Annotated in this window: 12 protein-coding genes; 3 read left to right on the top strand and 9 right to left on the bottom strand. The window is 64.7% G+C overall.

The window, feature by feature from the left end:
• Positions 1-66: 66 nt before the first annotated feature.
• From rsmA to lptF, 6 genes are all read right to left on the bottom strand, one after another.
• Positions 67-924 carry a 16S rRNA (adenine(1518)-N(6)/adenine(1519)-N(6))-dimethyltransferase RsmA gene (rsmA, locus tag CIT40_RS14955; protein WP_094896689.1) on the bottom strand — a complete coding sequence of 286 codons (858 nt, stop codon included), beginning with the start codon at positions 922-924 and terminating at the stop codon, positions 67-69.
• Positions 924-1,943: a 4-hydroxythreonine-4-phosphate dehydrogenase PdxA gene (gene pdxA / locus CIT40_RS14960; RefSeq protein ID WP_094896690.1), complete on the bottom strand. Its 1,020-nt coding sequence runs from the start codon at positions 1,941-1,943 to the stop codon at positions 924-926. The genes rsmA and pdxA overlap by 1 nt, the downstream gene beginning before the upstream one ends.
• Positions 1,943-2,878: a SurA N-terminal domain-containing protein gene (locus CIT40_RS14965; protein WP_162307496.1), complete on the bottom strand. Its 936-nt coding sequence runs from the start codon at positions 2,876-2,878 to the stop codon at positions 1,943-1,945. Before CIT40_RS14965 ends, pdxA begins: the two co-directional genes overlap by 1 nt.
• Before the next feature lie 66 nt (positions 2,879-2,944).
• Positions 2,945-5,383: an LPS-assembly protein LptD gene (locus CIT40_RS14970; RefSeq protein WP_414645426.1), complete on the bottom strand. Its 2,439-nt coding sequence runs from the start codon at positions 5,381-5,383 to the stop codon at positions 2,945-2,947.
• Between the two features lie 50 nt (positions 5,384-5,433).
• On the bottom strand, positions 5,434-6,531 hold the full coding sequence (gene lptG, locus CIT40_RS14975) for an LPS export ABC transporter permease LptG (protein ID WP_094896693.1): 1,098 nt from the start codon (positions 6,529-6,531) through the stop codon (positions 5,434-5,436).
• Entirely contained in the window at positions 6,528-7,697 is a 1,170-nt protein-coding gene (lptF, locus tag CIT40_RS14980) for an LPS export ABC transporter permease LptF (protein ID WP_094896694.1), read from the bottom strand. The genes lptG and lptF overlap by 4 nt, the downstream gene beginning before the upstream one ends.
• Positions 7,698-8,035: 338 nt before the next feature.
• On the opposite strand from lptF, the gene CIT40_RS14985 reads away from it, so the two are divergent.
• The 3 genes from CIT40_RS14985 to CIT40_RS14995 all read left to right on the top strand — a co-directional run bounded on the left by CIT40_RS14985 (position 8,036) and on the right by CIT40_RS14995 (position 10,680).
• Positions 8,036-9,535, top strand: coding sequence for a leucyl aminopeptidase (locus CIT40_RS14985; RefSeq protein WP_094896695.1), 1,500 nt, complete (start codon positions 8,036-8,038; stop codon positions 9,533-9,535).
• 6 nt (positions 9,536-9,541) lie between these two features.
• Positions 9,542-9,994, top strand: a complete 453-nt coding sequence (locus CIT40_RS14990; RefSeq protein ID WP_094896696.1) for a DNA polymerase III subunit chi — start codon at positions 9,542-9,544, stop codon at positions 9,992-9,994.
• A 191-nt stretch (positions 9,995-10,185) separates the two neighbouring features.
• The gene (locus CIT40_RS14995) at positions 10,186-10,680 is read left to right on the top strand and encodes a hypothetical protein (RefSeq protein ID WP_193550932.1); all 495 of its coding nucleotides are present in this window, start codon (positions 10,186-10,188) and stop codon (positions 10,678-10,680) included.
• An 11-nt stretch (positions 10,681-10,691) separates the two neighbouring features.
• Here the strand turns inward: CIT40_RS14995 and CIT40_RS15000 are convergent, their stop codons facing one another.
• From CIT40_RS15000 to CIT40_RS15010, 3 genes are all read right to left on the bottom strand, one after another.
• Positions 10,692-11,426, bottom strand: coding sequence for a class I SAM-dependent methyltransferase (locus tag CIT40_RS15000; protein ID WP_244611976.1), 735 nt, complete (start codon positions 11,424-11,426; stop codon positions 10,692-10,694).
• 124 nt (positions 11,427-11,550) lie between these two features.
• Positions 11,551-12,894, bottom strand: coding sequence for a PAS domain S-box protein (locus CIT40_RS15005; protein WP_094896783.1), 1,344 nt, complete (start codon positions 12,892-12,894; stop codon positions 11,551-11,553).
• A gap of 125 nt (positions 12,895-13,019) precedes the next feature.
• Positions 13,020-14,885 carry an ABC-F family ATP-binding cassette domain-containing protein gene (locus CIT40_RS15010; protein ID WP_094896698.1) on the bottom strand — a complete coding sequence of 622 codons (1,866 nt, stop codon included), beginning with the start codon at positions 14,883-14,885 and terminating at the stop codon, positions 13,020-13,022.
• Positions 14,886-14,893 lie beyond the last annotated feature (8 nt).

The following is a 14,893-nucleotide window of genomic DNA, read 5'->3' on the forward strand; positions in this document are numbered from 1 at the left end:
TTTGAGCATGATCACGTCCGGAAAACCGCTTCACACTTTGCGCTCGCGCGGCCCTTCGGGTCCGGATCATGCCTCTTCGGTTCTTATATTGGCCAATTCACGGGCCATGGCAACAAAGCCTGAAATGGGAATCGTCTCGGCGCGCCGCGTCGCATCGACACCGGCGGCAGCAGCGAGCCGCGCCGGATCGACGCCGAGCGATTTCAGGCTCTGGCGCAGCATCTTGCGGCGCTGGCCGAAGGCGGCGGCTGCGACCTGTTCGAGCATCCTGCGATCGCAGGCAAGCGGCTCAGCGCGCGGCACCAGGCGCACGACGGAGGAGGTGACCTTCGGCGGCGGCACGAAGGCGGACGGCGCAATGTCGAACAGGATCTTGGTCTCGCAGCGCCAATTGGCGAGCACGCCGAGCCGGCCATAGGCCTCCTCGTCCTCGCGCGCGACGATGCGTTCGCCGACCTCGCGCTGGAACATCAACACCATCATGTCGTACCAGGGCGGCCAGGGCTCGGTGGTGAGCCAGCCGATCAGGAGCGGGGTCGCGATGTTGTAGGGCAGGTTGGCGACGATCTTCGCGCGTTCGCCATCGAGCAGCGGGCGGGGATCGAAGGTCATGGCATCGCCATGCACGATTTCGAGCCTGCCGGGATAACGCGCGGAAATATCCTGCAAGGCCGGGATCGCGCGCTCGTCATGCTCGATGGCGATGACGCGCCGCGCGCCGAGCGCGAGCAGCGCACGTGTCAGCCCACCCGGGCCGGGGCCGATCTCGACGATCGTGGACTCTTCGAGCGGCACTGCTGCGCGCGCGATGCGGGCGGTGAGATTGAGGTCGAGCAAAAAATTCTGGCCGAGCGATTTGCGCGCCGACAGCGCATGCTGGCGAATGACCTCGCGGAGCGGCGGGAGGTCGTCGATCGCGCTCATCAGCTTTGCGAAGCCGCCATGCGGCTTGCCAGCCTCAAGGCCGCGATCAGGCTGGCCGGATTGGCTCTGCCGGTGCCGGCGATGTCGAAGGCGGTGCCGTGATCGGGCGAGGTGCGGATGAAGGGCAGGCCGAGCGTGACGTTGACGGCGTCGTCGAAGGCGACGGTCTTGATCGGGATCAACGCCTGGTCGTGATACATGCAGATCGCGCAATCATAGGTGCTGCGCGCGGCCTCGTGGAACATGGTGTCGGCGGGCAGCGGGCCCCTGGTTTCGATGCCCTCGCTGCGCAATATCCTCAGCGCGGGGGCGATGATGGTCTGCTCCTCGTGACCGAGCGAGCCCTCCTCGCCGGCATGCGGATTGAGACCGGAGACCGCGATGCGCGGCTGCGCGATGCCGAAGCGCGATGTCAGCTCGGCTGCGACGATGCGCACGGTCGAGACGATGAGCTCACTCGTGAGCTCCGCCAGCGCATCGCGGATCGAGACGTGGATGGTCACGGGCACCACGGCGAGCCGCGGCGACCACAGCATCATCACCGGCTGCGGCACGCGTCCGCCGTCCGCGGCGAGCTCGGCGAGGAATTCGGTGTGGCCGGGATGACGGAAGCCGGCGCGGTAGAGCACGCTCTTGGCGATCGGATTGGTGACGACGGCGCCGGCGCGGCCCTCGCGAACGTCTGCGACCGCCTGCCGGATCGAGGCGAGCGCGGCCGGCGCGCTCGATGCGTCGGGCTTGCCCGGCTCGGCGGTCGCGCGCTCGCCGGTGGAGACCACGGGGAGGGCTTCAGTGAAGGCGACCGCGGCCTCGCCGGGGCTCACCGGAGCGATCTCGATGTCGGCACCGAGCGCCTTGGCGCGCCGCGCGATCAGCGCCTCGTCGCCGAGCAGATAGAAGGCCGGCAGGTTCAGCTCTCGGCGCCGGAGCCAGGCTGCGATCGTGATGTCGGGGCCGATACCGGCGGGCTCTCCCAGGGTCAGGGCAAGGGGAAGCGGTTTGGCTGCGCGGTCGGCCATCAGCGGTTGCGATATTCGATCATCGCCGCCTTGCGGAGCTCGTCGAGATAGGCCTTTTGGGTCTTCTCGTACTTCTCCTGATACATCTTCTCGCGGACCTCGCGCTTCTTCGGCGTGTCGATCATGGTCGGCTTGCGCGAGCACAGCACCACCATCTCGATGCCGTTCTTGGTCATCTCGGGCGCGGTCAAATGGCCGATCGGGGTGTCGTCGAGCACCTTGCGCAGCGCCTCCGGCAGCTCCGCGGTGGTCTTGGTGACGCTGTCGCGGATGGTGGCGTTCGGCGTCGAGCGGAACAGCGAGTTGGCTTCCTCGCAGCTGCCGACGCGCGCGCGATAGTTCTCGGCTTCCTTCTTGCGCGTCTCCAGGAACGCCGCGGACGAGCCGCGCGGCACGATCAGCACGATCGGCTGCATCTTGTATTCGGTGCCCTCGATCTGCAGCTTGTCGCCGGTCTGGGCCTGCACGGCCTGCGCGACGTCGCGCTCGCCGACGAGCAGCTTCTCCTTGAAGCGGCCGCGCACCAGGCTGGTCCAGACCATCTCAGCCTTCATGCGGCCCTTCAGCGTCTCGGGGCGCACGCCCTTGGATTCGAGCGACTTGGTCAGCTGGTCCGGCGTGATGCGCATGCGCTGCGCCATGCCGTCGTAGGACTGGTTGATGTCGGAGATACCAGGGTCGACCCCGTACTTCTTGCCCTCCTTCATCTTCACCTTGTCGTCGATCAGCTCGTTGATGACCTCCTGCCGGGGCGGGGTCTTCTGCGTCGTCAGCTGGTCGAGCTTGGAGCGCTGCTCGATGTCGAAATCGGTGATCGGGTCGCCGTTGACCATCACGACGATGTTCTGCGCGCGCGACGGCGAGGGCAGGCCGGTCAGGATCAGTCCGGCAGCGATGGCGATGAGGAGGCGGAAGATAGGCAATGGGGTCGTCATGATTGTCGCTCGCATGTCAGCCGCGTCGAGCCTGTGATGGGGCAACGCGCCGGCACTTCAAACCGTTCACTGGAGGCCGGCGGAACTGCTGGTCGTCGACGAGGTCGCCAGCGTGCGCAGGCCGATCTGGAACATGAACGCATGGCTCAGCACGGGCGGCGCGGTGCCCGCCGAATAGCTATACGAAGTTACGTAGTTCGCCGCCAGCACGAAGCAATCGTCGACATAGCCGGCACCGAGCACATACTGGTTGATCTTGTTGGCTTCGAGGTCCCACCGCGCCGAGCCCGACACCACCCAGTTGGTCGCGATCTTCAGCGAGCCCGAGGTCAGGATGCCCTCGCGGCGGGTCAGATAACCGAGTTCCGGCTGCGGCGCGTAATTGCCGTACAGCACGCTGACCGCCCAGCGGTTGAAGTTGGCGCGGCCCTCCGCCTCGAAGCGCTGCACGTTCCAGGTCTGCTCGTCCATGCGGGAGCGGACGCTGAACGTGTAGGTGCTGTTGGGCGAATAGCTGGCGCTCGCGACGTAATCGGAGCGCGGCTTGTCCAGGCCGGAATCGAGGCCGGTATTGATGGAGTCCTGGACCGCGAAGGAGTTCATGCCGAACAGCTGGTAGGACTGGCCGAACAGCACCTTGACGGCGCCGCCCTTGTCGAACTGCGTGGTGGACTGCACGCCGACATTGGCGCGGCCGCCGCCCTCGACGCGGTCGTAGCCGGAGAACTTGTCGACGCTGAACAGGTTCGAGGCGTCGAACACCATGCTCTGGGCGTCCTCGTTCGGGAGCTTGCCGGCATAGGTCTCGTTCGGCCGGATGACGATCTGGGCGATCGGCTCGACGGTGGTCGAACCCCAGGGCTGAACGCTGATGAAGGGATAGCGGTATTCCAGGCCCACGGTCGGCATCAGGCGGAACGCCTGGGTGTCGCCGACGGGAAGATAGTTCGATACGCCCGGCTGGTTGGAGACCGAGGAGTTGATCGCGTCGGCGCGCAGGCTGGCGAACGGCGTCCAGATCTGGCCGAACGGATCGGTGAAGGATTTGCGCCACTGCGCCTCGGCCGTGAGGCGGGTGTAGGTGCCGGGGAAGCCGCGCAGCAGGCACTGCGACGGCGTGCGGGCCAGCGGATCGGCCGACGCCGTCGTGCACAGGCTGTTGGTGTTGGCGATCGTGGTGATCGGATCGAACACAGCCTGGTCGCGCGACAGGTTCACGAAATTGGTCTTGTAGCTGAACTCGCCGCCGAAGACCGGATAGTTGAGCACGTTGTTGTAGTCGATCACCGGATAGACGATCGGCACCTGGCTCTGGTTACCCGAATAGCTCAGCCAGTACATCGTGCGCGCGTCGAAGAAGCTGCGGTTGCCGACGCCGGTCAGATAGAGCTGCGACAGCGCTTCCGTCGGCAGCAGCAGGAACGAGCCGAGCGGATCGCGGTACTGGTAGAGCCGGTAGTCCGAGAAGAAATAGTAGTCGGACATCAGGACGCCGTCCCAACCCCAGACCCATTTGTCGTTCAGCGCGAACTGACCCTTGGTGTCGACGGCACCGCGGAACTGCTTGTCGCCGGGCTGCCCGGAAAACGCGCCGGGATCGAGCTGGTCGATGCCATAGGCGCGGATCTGGTAGGCGCCGTCGATCAGGCGCTGGCGGAATTCACCCTGCAGCAGCACGCCCTGCCGCGACATGAAGCGGGGGGTGATGGTTGCGTCCATGTCGGGCGCGATCGCCCAATAATACGGAACCTCGGCGCCGAAGCCGGTGTTCGTCGTGCCCGGGAAATAGCCCGGCATCAGGAAGCCGCTCTTGCGCTTCACGGTCGGGTCGGGCGTCGAGAAATAGGGCATGTAGGCGATCGGCACGCCGAAGAATTCGAGCGACGCCGTTTCGAAATACAGCATCTTCTCCTGCTGGTCGTGGATGATGCGCGCACCCTTGACCTGCCAGAGCGGCGGCTTCTTCGGATCGTCCTTACACGGCGCGCAGGCCGTGTAGACGCCGTTCTCGAACACCGTGTAATTGCCGTCGGAGCGGTCGGAGCGGCTCGCAGCCATGCGGGTCTGGTCGGCGGTGTCCACACGCAGCGAATCGACGAAACCGTCGCGGTAATCGTCGGAGAGATCCAGGATCTCGGCATAGGTGATCTTGCCGTCGGCATCCGTCATGCGGATGTTGCCTTCGGCATGCAGCCGCTTGGTCTTCTGGTCGTAGATGACCTTGTCGGCCTCGACGCTGGTGCCGTTGTAGAACAACTGGACGTTACCGACCGCGGAGACGCGCGAATTGTTGTAGTCGTAATCGACCTCGGTCGCCTGAACCAGCATCTGGTTGTCGTTGGCGGCCTTCGGCGGCTTCGGGCGCGGCGGCAGCGGATTGTAGGTGAAGCTCTGGGCCGAGGCGGGGGCCATTGCGGCAACATCGATCAGCGCGCCGAGCGATGCCACGGCAGCGACAGCCATCACGAGCCTGCGAAGAGACAAGCCAAACCCGTTCGCGCGCATCACGATGCGGCGCGTCAAACCAGACACGGGTCCTCGATGGACGGCAGTCACTAACCGTCCTCCTGGTACAACAAGGCCAAAAAGCCGGTGAGGCCGCCCACCACCGCGGGCAACCACGCCGCAGCGATCGGATGCATCAACTCAGCCTTGCTCAAGTCTTCAGTCACTTTCGACAGAACGTAGAGCAGAAAGCCTGCGCCCACGCCACTCAAAACCATCTTCTGCACGCCGCCCATCCGGAAGAAGCGCAACGACACCGAGGCCGCGAGCATCACCATGGCGGCCAGCAAAAACGGCTGTGCCAGAAGCTTCTGATACTGGAGTCGGTATCCGGCTGTCGCGAAGCCCGAGCTTTCGGAGGAGCGGATGTAGCTCGGTAGTTGCCAAAAGGACACAGTCTCGGGGGTGGAAAAACTGTTGCGGACCTGCGCCTCGGTCAGCGTCGTCGGAATCTCCAGGGTGGCCTGGTCGATCGGCGGGGAATCCAGCGAGAAGCGGCGAACGGATTTGAACAGCCAACGGCCCGCCTCCAATGTCGCCTCGCGCGCCTCGACCCGCTCCTTGAAATGGCTGTCTGTGTCAAAGCGGAACAGCGTCAGGCCGGTGAGTCGGACGCCCTGCTGCTCGCTGCGCGCGGCGTTGATGATGGTCTGGCCGTCGCTGGTCAGCTGATTGAGCCAGAAACCGGAGGCGTCCTGGACGCCGCCGCCGGGCGCCGAGCCGAACAGCTCGGCTTCCATGCGCTTGGAGAGTTCGCGCAGATTCGCCGACATCGGATTGTAGGCGATCGTCGCGATCACCCCGATCAGGAGCGCGCTGCCGAGCGCCGGCGAAATGAATTGCCATGCGGAGATGCCGGCGGCGCGCGCAACCACGAGCTCGAGGCGGCGTGAGAGGGCGAGATAGCAGGTCATGGCGCCGATCAGCATGCAGAACGGCGTCAGCTTCTCCAGCAGCTGCGGCACCCGGAACAGCGACGTCTCGGCCACCATCAGCGCCGAGGCGGATGCCAGCCCCGAGGTCTTGCGCACCATCTCGATGTAGTCGACCAGCACGAGCAGCAGGAAAATGCCCAGGAACACGCCTAGCGCCGCGACCACGAAGCGGCCGGCGAAATAGCGTCCGAGCGTGTTGGTGAGCATGCTCATGCGGTGGCCGGCCGTCCGAACAGCCGCGCGATGCGCGCGTTCGACCTGTTGATGGCTTCCATGAGGCCAGGGGGCGGCTCGACCACGACGCCGCCGATGATCATCCAAAGCCCGACGCCGATGGCGCCAAAGACCATCGCGTATTGGACCAGCACCGGGCTCGGTGACTTCACCGCCATCACCGAGCAGGCGAAGCCGGCCATGCGCAGGCCGAACACCGCGACGACCGAACCGCCGATCGAGAAATTGCGGCTCTGGCGGGTGGTGCGGGGCGCACCGAGGAAGGCGAAGGTCAGCACGGCGAAGGCGAAGGGATAGATCGGCGCGAGCAGGCTGTCATGCAGGGCCGAGCGGAACTGGCCGGGAATCTGCTTGTAGACGGGGTCGTTGTCGGCCGGCGAGAGCAGCTCCCAGAGATAGCGTTCGCGGATGCCGAGGGTGACGTCGCGGCCCTGATTGGAGAATTTCGACATGTCGAAGCCGTAGCGGCCGAAGGCCACCAGCGCGGGATCGCGCTTGCCCGCCTCGAAGCGCTGGAGATTGCCGGTCTCCAGCACCAGGAACGAGCCGGTCTCGTTCTTCACGACTTCGCCGTGCTCGGCGACGATCGAGACGCGCTCGTTCGGATCGCGGCGGTCGTCGATGAAGATGCCGGCAAGGATGCCGCCGGGCTGGCGTTCGCGAATCCGGATCGTGAGATTCTGGTCGAGCTGGGCGAAGCGGCCGGGTTGCAGGATGTTGGTGAGCACGTCCGCGGTGATCTCGGCATCCCACTGCTTGATCCGCCGCATGCCGTCGGGGGCGAGATAGGCGGCGATGAAGGCCACCAGCAGCGCCACCACGCAGGTGGCGTAGAAGAACGGAAGGAACAGCCGGATCGGCGACAGGCCGGCGGCATTCATCACGATGATCTCGGAATCGGTCGCGAGCTTGTTCAGCGTGTGCGAGATCGCGATCATCAGCGCGATCGGCGAGATGATCAGGACAAGCGCCGGCACGACGAGGCTGGTGATGCCGAGGAAGGTGAGGATGGTCTGACCCTGGCTCGTCATCAGGTCGATGCCGCGCAACGCCTGCGTAATCCAGATCACGCCGGTGAGGCTGACCAGGATCAGCGCAAACGACGCCAGCGTCGTGCGGAAGATATACCTATCGATCGACCCCATGCGCTACCGCACGAATCCCACCAAGTCCCCAATGTCGGCCGAAATTCCGCTGCCCAACCAATCCCCGATCAGGGGATCCCCAAGGTTGGCCAGCGCCTCTTCCGCCAGCTCACTCTCTCACTACCATCCCTTTGATCCGTCAACAAAATGGCTGCCCCGTGGCACCCTCATTATATGGTTAATATTTCCCTCGTTGTGGCCTTGCGGCCACGGGGGTGCTTGGCATCTGCCCGGGCGCTGGCCCATAGTACGCGCGGCTCAATGAATCGCCGTTCAGATCCGGCTCTCGCCTGGGACTCTGAACAGCAAAAAGACCAAGATTTTTGAAGGAGTTACCCATGTCCGATGCCATCAAGGTCGGCTTCGTCCCGCTGTCTGCTGCCGCCCGTGGCATTCTGGTCGTGTTCTGCGACGACAATCTGAAGGTCGGTCCGGCGACGGCCAAGGCGCTGGGCGGCGCTGTCGAACTCGTGAAGCGTGCGGCCGCCGCCGCAGCCTTCAAGGGCAAGACCGGGGCCGCGCTCGATATCCTGGCGCCGGAAGGGGTGAAGGCCACCCGTTTGCTCGTGATCGGCGCCGGCAAGGCGGCCGGACTGAAGGCGAACGATTTCCTCAAATTCGGCGGCGTGGCGGCGGGCAAGCTTGCCGCGGGGGCGGCCGCCATGACCGTCATGGCGGAACTGCCTGATGGTGCGATGACGAGTGAGCAGGCGGTTGCGGTCGCCTCGGGCCTGCGCCTGCGCGCCTACAAATTCGACCGCTACAAGACCAAGAAGAAGGACGGCGAGGAGGGCGGCTCGCGCGCCGAGATCGCGCTTGCGGTCGGTGATCCCGCTGCCGCGAAAAAGGCGTTTGCCGCGGCCGGTCACGTCGTCGACGGCGTGATCATCGCGCGCGACCTCGTCAACGAGCCGCCGAACGTGCTTTTTCCCGAGGAATTCGCGCGCCGCGCCAGTCAGCTCCGCAAGCTCGGCGTCAAGGTCGAGGTGCTCGACGTCAAGGCGATGCAGAAGCTCGGCATGGGCGCGCTGCTCGGCGTCGGCCAGGGCTCGGCGCGGCCGAGCCGCACCGTGATCATGCGCTGGGACGGCGGCAAGAAGGGCGAGGCGCCGGTGAGTTTCATCGGCAAGGGCGTCTGCTTCGACACCGGCGGCATTTCGATCAAGCCGGCCGGCAGCATGGAGGACATGAAGGGCGACATGGGGGGCGCGGCCTGCGTCGTCGGCCTGATGCACGCGCTTGCGGCGCGTAAAGCGCGGGCCAACGTGGTCGGCGCCATCGGTCTCGTCGAGAACATGCCCGACGGCAATGCGCAGCGGCCGGGCGACATCGTCACCTCGATGTCGGGCCAGACCATCGAGATCATCAACACCGACGCGGAGGGCCGGCTCGTGCTGGCCGACGTGCTCTGGTACGTCGCCAAGAAGGTGAAGCCGAAATTCATGGTGGATCTGGCGACGCTGACCGGTGCGATCGTGGTTGCGCTCGGCACCGAGCATGCCGGCATGTTCGCCAACAATGACGAGCTTGCCGCACGCCTGCTGGCGGCCGGCATCGAGACCGGGGACAAGGTCTGGCGCATGCCGCTCGGTCCCGAATACGACAAGCTGATCGATTCCCAGTTCGCCGACATGAAGAACACCGGCGGCCGCCACGGCGGCTCGATCACCGCGGCGCAGTTCCTGCAGCGCTTCGTCGATGGCACGCCCTGGGCCCATCTCGACATCGCCGGCACCGCCATGGGGGCGCCGAAGACCGACATCAACCAGAGCTGGGCAAGCGGCTATGGCGTCCGCCTGCTCGACCGGCTGGTCGCCGACCATTACGAGCGCAAATGACCTGAGATGACGGAAGTCCTGTTCTATCATCTGCAAAACATGACGGTGGAGAGCGTGTTGCCGCCGCTTCTCGAGAAATCGCTCGAGCGCGGCTGGCGCGTCGTGGTGCAGTCCACCTCGGAAGAACGCGCCGACGCGCTCGACGCGCATTTGTGGACCTATCGCGACGATTCTTTCCTGCCGCACGCGACATGGCGTGTGAACGATGCCGCCGATCAGCCGATCGTGCTGGCGATCGAGGAGGGCAATCCCAACGGCGCCCATGTCCGATTCCTGGTCGACAACGCCGCCCTGCCGCAGGACGCGCAGGGCTATGCGCGCATGGTGCTGCTGTTCAACGGCGACGATCCGGATGCCCTCGCGCTCGCCCGCAGCGCCTGGACGGATTGCAAGGAACGGGGATTTGATGTCACCTATTGGCAGGCCGACGAGCGGGGCCGATGGCAGCGTCGGAATTAGCGGGCCTTGGCAATGATCCTTGGCAACGATCCTTGGCAATTAATGATAATTTGGACTTTTCGGGCGATGCTGGCTTTTGTCACCTTCGTGCCGCAAAGTGATGTTGGGACAATCGCTTAGGGCTGGTCCTTCACACGGGGAATTTGGTTATCGTGCGACATCAAAAGCTTCCCAGGTCGCTCATGATTGCTTTGGCTGCCGCAGCGCCGCTGCTCGCCGGCTGCTCGGGCGCGTCCGACCTGCTGTCCAAGGACACACAATGGTTCAGCACGCCGAGCCGTCTCTTCATCAAGAACATCTCGATCGAATCCCCGCCGCTGACCCCGGACAAGCCGGTGGCAGCCGAGGATCTCGTCAGCGCCGACGGCGCATGTCCCGGCATGGCGCCACCTCCCGGGCCGGCGGATGCCAACGCCTCGACGACGGCGCCGACCTCGTATGGCGGCACGGTCGCGCTTGGCCACACCGAATGCGACGTGGTGCGCGGCATCGGCGCGCCCTCGAACGTCAACCTCTCCAATGACGCAGCCGGCCGTCGCGTCGCCGTGGTGACGTGGTCCACGGGCCCACGCGCCGGCATCTATACTTTCACGGCGGGTCGCCTGTCGTCGATCGAGGGCAATCCCGATCCGCAGCCGGTGCCGAAGGCGGTGAAGCCGAGGGCCAAGAAGAAGGCGGCGACGTAGCGGCCGCAGTATCAAGCGGCCTTGTGTCCCTTGATAGCCGTCGACCATGCGTGAACCGTAATCGCTCCGCTCGCACTGGCCGGCAATCTGGCCTGGAGCCGGCGTTTCAGCTCCGCACTTTCCGCATCCGACAGTTTACCGATCACCCCGCTCGGACTGCTCACGACCATGGACAGCCAATAATCGTCGAAGTCCGCGAAGGTGCGTTCGACGACGAGTTCGCGGGTCTCGACATCGCAAATGCCGAGTTCCTCCCAAAGCGATTTCAGCGCGGCGAAACGCGAGATCTCCGCGCTCGGCGGACGCGCGGCCGGCTTGCCCATGGCGTCCAATTCCTCCCAGACATGTTGGGTCGGTGTGCCGCCTCGCATGACGTCCCAGGTGTAGGATGCGACGATGCCGCCAGGCTTGGTGACACGGAGCATTTCCGAGGCGCCCTTGCGCGGATCGGGAACGAAGAACAGCACCAGAGCCATGACCGCGACATCGAAACGGTTGGCGTCGTAGGGGAGGACCATCGCATCGCCAATCGACAGCTCGACCTGTTTTGCCGGAAGCTTCTGGCGTGCCACCTCGATTTGTGCGTCGGAGGGATCGATCGCGCAGATGGATGAGGGCGCGGACTTCGCCAGAATGAGCTCTGTGAACGCCCCGTTGCCGGCACCGATATCAACCCAGGACTGTCCGGCCTCCGGTGCCAGCCAGTCGAGAAAAAGAGCCCCGGCCGATCGGCTCCAGGGCGCCATGAAGCGCTCATACGCCGCGCCGTCGGTGAATTTGATCGGCTCAGGTGACGCCAATTGAGACCTCCCTCGGACATTCCAGATTCGAAAAATCGTCTGGGTCGCGATCTGCTTTCGCGATGCGCGTTCACTGAGCAGGACGGACAGTTTCGACCGGCGCGACCAGCTTCCAGAAGAATCCGCTCTGTGGAAAACCAATTTGTACGTCCGCTCCAAGGGCGGCGCGCGGGTTGCGATCGATCATCACCGTTCCGAAGCCGGTTCGTGCGGGTGGGGAAACGGCGGGCCCGTCCAGTTCGTCCCAGTCGATACGAAGCATCTTCCTGCCGGCTTCATCGACGACCGAACACGAGATGGAGATCCTGCCCGTCGGCTGAGAAAGGGCGCCGTATTTGGTCGCATTGGTCGCCAGTTCGTGAATGGCAAGGCCGATCGCCTCGCTGGCCGAGGGTGAGAGGGTGAACTCCAGTTCGCCTTTCAAAACGATCCGATCCCCTATCAGGTCTGCGGCGACCGCGAGCTGGGAGCGGATCAGTTCACCGATCGGCGCTCCGCGCCATTCCCGCTTCGTCAGGATATCCTGATTGCGGCTCAAGGCCAGCAAACGACCGGTCAGCGCGGTTGAGAATGGCCGGTCGGCCGTGCGGGCCACCATGGCCTGAACCACGGTGACCATGTTCTTTGCGCGATGGTTGACCTCGTCCATCAACAGTCGGATCGTCTCTTCGTTCTGGCGCTGCTCCGTGATGTCGGTATTGGTGCCGAACCATCTCCAGATCTTGCCATTGTCGTCGAGGAAAGGCTTGGCGCGGGACAGGAACCAGCGGTAGCTGCCATCCCGGCCCCTCAGTGGGAACGTATCCTCCCATTCGATGCCGGTGTCCCAGCTCTGCTGAATGCGGTTCTTTACGCGCTCGACATGGTCCGGATGATGAACCTTGGTCCAGCCCCAGCCGAACATTTGATCGAGCGTCGTGCCCGTGTATTCGTACCAGCGATCATTGTACCAGAAGATCGTGCCATCGGGCTGTGCGATCCATGCCAATTGGGCGATGTTGTTGGCGAGCATTCGAAACTGAAGCTCGCTGTCCGCGATCCTGGTCCTCAGCTCGACGGTTTCGCTGATGTCACCCGCGATCTTCGAGGCCCCCACCACATTGCCGAGACTGTCGCGGATCGGGGATAGCGTGATCTCGATCGGAACGAGCCGTCCGTCTTTGTGCAGGCGTTTGGTCTCGAAGCGGGATACGATGGCGCCCGACTTGATCCGCTCCAGGATCTGGTCCTCTTCGTGATGAAGCTCGGCCGGAATGATCCTGCGGATCGGGCTGCCAATCATCTCCTCGGCCGACCAACCGAAGATACGTTCTGCGGCGGGATTCCAACTCGTCACGGTGCCATGGAGATCTTTCGATACGATCGCGTCGAACGAGTTTTGAACGATCGCAGCAAAATGGGTTTCGAGTTGCATGCCATTCATCGCGCGAGCTGGTGTGGTTGAAATATACCGACATGCACGAGCGGAGCAATTGAGACTGATCGGTGGACGTCGCCCGCGGCGTGCATCGGTAGCCAGATACTGAAATGAGTATCCGACTACCCCGTCGCCTCGTCCAACCCAGTGCTCGCCGCGAGCCATTGCTCCTCCGCACGCGCCAGCGCGTCTGCTGCGTTCGCGCGTGCCTTTGACAATTGCGCGGCTTGCTTCGGATCGCGCGAAAAGATGTCGGGCAAGGCGAGGGCGGTGTCGATCTTGGTGATGATCTCGCTGACGCGCGCGATCTCGGCTTCGGCGTCGGTGATGCGCTTCTTCAGCGAGCCGCGATTGTCCGACCTGGCGCGCTGCGGCTTTTCGCTCGCCGTGCTGCGCTCGCGCGGGGCGGGCTCGCCGTTGCGCGTGGACAGCACCAGGCGGCGGTACTCGTCGAGGTCGCCGTCGTAGTTCGTGACGGTGCGGTCGGCGACAATCCAGAGCTGGTCGGCGCAGGCCTCGATCAGATAGCGGTCATGCGAGACCATGATGACGGCGCCGGGGAATTCGTTGATGGCTTCGGCCAACGCAGCACGGCTGTCGATGTCGAGATGGTTGGTCGGCTCGTCCAGGATGATCATGTTGGGGCCGAAGAAGGTCGCAAGGCCCAGCAGCAGCCGCGCCTTCTCGCCGCCCGACAGTTTTGCGACCTTGGTGTCGGCCGCCTTGCCTGAAAAACCGATCGCGCCGGCGCGGGCGCGGACCTTGGCCTCCGGCGCATCGCCACCCATCAGCTTGCGGACGTGGTCGTAGGTGGAGGCGTCTTCGTTCAGCTCGTCGAGCTGATGCTGGGCGAAGTACGCGATCGACAGCTTGTCCGCGCGCGTCACCTTGCCGGAAAACGGCGCGAGGCGGCCTGCGAGCAGTTTGACGAGTGTCGACTTGCCGTTGCCGTTGGAGCCGAGCAGGGCGATGCGGTCGTCATTGTCGATGCGCAAGGTGACGCGATTGAGAACCGGCGTTGCCGGATCGTAACCGACGGATGCGTTGTCGACCGCGATGATCGGCGGCGACAGCAGTTTCTCCGGCGCGGGAAAGCTGATCTCGCGCACGTCCTGGGTGACCAGCGCCGTGATCGGCTTCAGCCGCTCCAGCATCTTGACCCGAGACTGCGCCTGGCGGGCTTTGGAAGCCTTGGCCTTGAAGCGGTCGACGAAGGCCTGCAGGCGGGCGCGCTCGGCCTCCTGGCGCTTGACCGCCTTGGCATCGAGCATCTCGCGCATGGCGCGCTGCTCCTCGAACGAGGAGTAGGTGCCCTTGTAGAGCGTGAGCTTGCCGCGCTCCAGATGCAGGATCTGGTCGACCGAGCTTTCGAGCAGATCGCGGTCATGGCTGATCACGATCACCGTGCGCGGATAATGCGCGAGATGATCCTCCAGCCACAGCGTGCCCTCGAGATCGAGATAGTTGGTGGGCTCGTCGAGCAGCAACAGGTCGGGGGCGGCAAACAGCGTGGCCGCGAGCGCGACGCGCATGCGCCAGCCGCCGGAGAATTCGGCGCAGGGACGGAGCTGGTCGGCGGCGGAGAAGCCGAGGCCGGAGAGGATCGCGGCGGCGCGGCTCGGGGCGGAATGCGCGTCGATGTCGACCAGCCGGGTCTGGATCTCGGCGATGCGGTGCGGGTCGGTCGCGCTCTCGGCCTCGGCGAGCAGGGCGTCGCGTTCGAGGTCGGCCTTGAGCACGACGGAGATCAGGCTCTCGGGTCCGTTCGGGGCTTCCTGGGCGAGGCTGCCGACGCTCCAGCGCGGCGGCAGGCTCACCGAGCCGTGCTCGGCCGCGAGCTCGCCGCGGATCACCTTGAACAGCGTCGACTTGCCGGTGCCGTTGCGACCGACCAGGCCGACGCGCGATCCCGGCGTGATCTGCACGGAACTCTGGTCAATCAGAAGGCGTCCGGCGAGGCGGATGGAGAGGTCGGTGATCCCAAGCATGCGGCCTT

Origin of the sequence: Bradyrhizobium amphicarpaeae (assembly GCF_002266435.3) — a bacterium.
In the GTDB taxonomy this organism is placed as follows: Bacteria; Pseudomonadota; Alphaproteobacteria; order Rhizobiales; family Xanthobacteraceae; genus Bradyrhizobium; species Bradyrhizobium amphicarpaeae.

What these genes read in the sequence shown, in the direction of transcription:
- rsmA (WP_094896689.1), bottom strand. Translation starts at nt 924, where the DNA reads ATGAGCGCGATCGACGACCTCCCGCCGCTCCGCGAGGTCATTCGCCAG.
- pdxA (WP_094896690.1), bottom strand. Translation starts at nt 1,943, where the DNA reads ATGGCCGACCGCGCAGCCAAACCGCTTCCCCTTGCCCTGACCCTGGGA.
- CIT40_RS14965 (WP_162307496.1), bottom strand. Translation starts at nt 2,878, where the DNA reads ATGACGACCCCATTGCCTATCTTCCGCCTCCTCATCGCCATCGCTGCC.
- CIT40_RS14970 (WP_414645426.1), bottom strand. Translation starts at nt 5,383, where the DNA reads ATGCGCGCGAACGGGTTTGGCTTGTCTCTTCGCAGGCTCGTGATGGCT.
- lptG (WP_094896693.1), bottom strand. Translation starts at nt 6,531, where the DNA reads ATGAGCATGCTCACCAACACGCTCGGACGCTATTTCGCCGGCCGCTTC.
- lptF (WP_094896694.1), bottom strand. Translation starts at nt 7,697, where the DNA reads ATGGGGTCGATCGATAGGTATATCTTCCGCACGACGCTGGCGTCGTTT.
- CIT40_RS14985 (WP_094896695.1), top strand. Translation starts at nt 8,036, where the DNA reads ATGTCCGATGCCATCAAGGTCGGCTTCGTCCCGCTGTCTGCTGCCGCC.
- CIT40_RS14990 (WP_094896696.1), top strand. Translation starts at nt 9,542, where the DNA reads ATGACGGAAGTCCTGTTCTATCATCTGCAAAACATGACGGTGGAGAGC.
- CIT40_RS15000 (WP_244611976.1), bottom strand. Translation starts at nt 11,426, where the DNA reads ATGGCGCCCTGGAGCCGATCGGCCGGGGCTCTTTTTCTCGACTGGCTG.
- CIT40_RS15005 (WP_094896783.1), bottom strand. Translation starts at nt 12,894, where the DNA reads ATGCAACTCGAAACCCATTTTGCTGCGATCGTTCAAAACTCGTTCGAC.
- CIT40_RS15010 (WP_094896698.1), bottom strand. Translation starts at nt 14,885, where the DNA reads ATGCTTGGGATCACCGACCTCTCCATCCGCCTCGCCGGACGCCTTCTG.